The organism is Cypionkella sinensis, from assembly GCF_042646385.1.
GTDB classification, from domain to species: domain Bacteria; phylum Pseudomonadota; class Alphaproteobacteria; order Rhodobacterales; family Rhodobacteraceae; genus Cypionkella; species Cypionkella sinensis.
In genome coordinates, this window is record NZ_JBHRTO010000004.1 from 1 (window position 1) to 2,500 (window position 2,500).

At 53.4% G+C, this 2,500-nt stretch carries 1 tRNA gene and 2 rRNA genes (1 of these 3 cut by a window edge); all 3 read right to left on the reverse strand.

Annotation, left to right across the window (positions count from 1 at the left end):
• Positions 1-77, reverse strand: a tRNA-Met gene (locus ACFOGH_RS20050).
• Between the two features lie 93 nt (positions 78-170).
• Positions 171-285, reverse strand: a 5S ribosomal RNA gene (rrf, locus tag ACFOGH_RS20055).
• 160 nt (positions 286-445) lie between these two features.
• A 23S ribosomal RNA gene (locus tag ACFOGH_RS20060) occupies positions 446-2,500 on the reverse strand (it continues 797 nt past the right edge of the window).

The following is a 2,500-nucleotide window of genomic DNA, read 5'->3' on the forward strand; positions in this document are numbered from 1 at the left end:
TGGTTGCGGGGGCAGGATTTGAACCTGCGGCCTTCAGGTTATGAGCCTGACGAGCTACCGGGCTGCTCCACCCCGCGCCGGTGTTCCCTTTGATTGTGTATTGGGAACGTAGGTTTCAGCGTTGGATTGCTGATTTTTTGAGATCGTATTGAGAGATTGTGTCTTGTTAGGTTTGGCGGTGACCTACTCTCCCACGTCTTAAGACGCAGTACCATTGGCGCGACGGCACTTAACGGCCGAGTTCGGGATGGGATCGGGTGTTTTGCTCGTGCTATGTCCACCAAACCAAAGAAGAGACAAGCCATGTAGTGAAGCTGAGCTTCATTTCATGGCAAACATCAGTGTTGTTCCAAGTTCAGTCTACTTAGTATGTGCTTTTGACATGTCATTGTTTTGACATACGACCCAGTCTGCATTGTTCTGTTGAACCTTGCTGTTACTGGATCAAATCAAGCCTATCGAGCAATTAGTACCAGTCAACTGAAAGCATTACTGCTCTTACATCTCTGGCCTATCGACGTGGTGGTCTTCCACGGCTCTCAAGGGAGACCTTGTTTTGAAGGGGGCTTCCCGCTTAGATGCCTTCAGCGGTTATCCTGTCCGAACATAGCTACCCAGCACTACCGTTGGCACGATAACTGGTCCACCAGTGGTCCGTTCACCCCGGTCCTCTCGTACTAGGGGCAACTCTTCTCAAGTCTCCTACACCCACGGCAGATAGGGACCGAACTGTCTCACGACGTTCTAAACCCAGCTCACGTACCTCTTTAAACGGCGAACAGCCGTACCCTTGGGACCTGCTCCAGCCCCAGGATGAGATGAGCCGACATCGAGGTGCCAAACGATGCCGTCGATATGGACTCTTGGGCATCATCAGCCTGTTATCCCCAGCGTACCTTTTATCCGTTGAGCGATGGCCCTCCCACTTGGGACCACCGGATCACTATGACCGACTTTCGTCTCTGCTCGACTTGTCAGTCTTGCAGTCAGGCAGGCTTATGCCATTGCACTCAACGACCGATTTCCGACCGGTCTGAGCCTACCTTCGCGCGCCTCCGTTACGATTTGGGAGGCGACCGCCCCAGTCAAACTCCCCACCATGCAGGGTCCCGGACCCGGATAACGGGCCGCGGTTAGATATCAAGATGGCGAAGGGTGGTATCTCAAGGGAGGCTCCACGAAGACTGGCGTCCCCGCTTCGATGCCTACCACCTATCCTGCACATCACAATCCTGATACCAGTGCAAAGCTGGAGTAAAGGTGCATGGGGTCTTTCCGTCTAACCGCGGGTAGTGTGCATCTTGACACACAGTTCAATTTCGCTGAGTCCACATTTGAGACAGCGGGGAGATCGTTACGCCATTCGTGCAGGTCGGAACTTACCCGACAAGGAATTTCGCTACCTTAGGACCGTTATAGTTACGGCCGCCGTTTACTGGGACTTCAATTCAGAGCTTGCACCCCTCCTCTTAATCTTCCAGCACCGGGCAGGCGTCAGACTGTATACGTCGCCTTACGGCTTCGCACAGCCCTGTGTTTTAAGTAAACAGTCGCCACCCCCTAGTTTGTGCCCCCTGCCCCTACTTGCGTAAGAACAGGGCCTCCTTCTCGCGAACTTACGGAGGCATTTTGCCGAGTTCCTTAAATGTGGTTCTCTCAAGCGCCTTGGTATACTCTACCAGTCCACCTGTGTCGGTTTAGGGTACGGTCTGATGGAGGGCTATTTCCTGGAACCTCTAAGCAGCCCACCCAATCCGATAAGGGCAAACTACAGTCGAGATCCGTCACTTCCTCCTGGCCCACGAATATTAACGTGGTTCCCATCGACTACGCCTTTCGGCCTCGCCTTAGGGGCCGGCTTACCCTGCTCAGATTAGCTTTAAGCAGGAACCCTTGGACTTACGGCGAGAGGGTCTCTCACCCTCTTTATCGCTACTCATGTCAACATTCTCGCTTCTGATCTCTCCACCGGATGCCTTACAGCCCGGCTTCACAGAAAGCACATTGTCTCCGTTACTTCCGTAGAAGCAAAAGAGACAGCGTCCTATATCACAGAACGCTCCGCTACCACGTGCATTGCTGCACATCCTGAGCTTCGGCTCGTGGTTTGAGCCCCGTTACATCTTCGCCGCAGGACAGCTTATCTAGACCAGTGAGCTGTTACGCTATCTTTAAATGATGGCTGCTTCTAAGCCAACATCCTGGTTGTTTTGGCCGTCCCACATGCTTTCCCACTTAACCACGAATTAGGGGCCTTAGCTGCAGGTCAGGGTTGTTTCCCTCTTCACACCGGACGTTAGCACCCGATGTGTGTCTCCCGGATAGTACTCCACGGTATTCGGAGTTTGCTTAGGCTCAGTAAGGCTGTGGGCCCCCATCACCCATGCAGTGCTCTACCCCCGTGGGTATTCGTCCGAGGCGCTACCTAAATAGCTTTCGCGGAGAACCAGCTATCTCCAGGTTTGATTAGCCTTTCACCCCTAGCCACAAGTCATCCGGA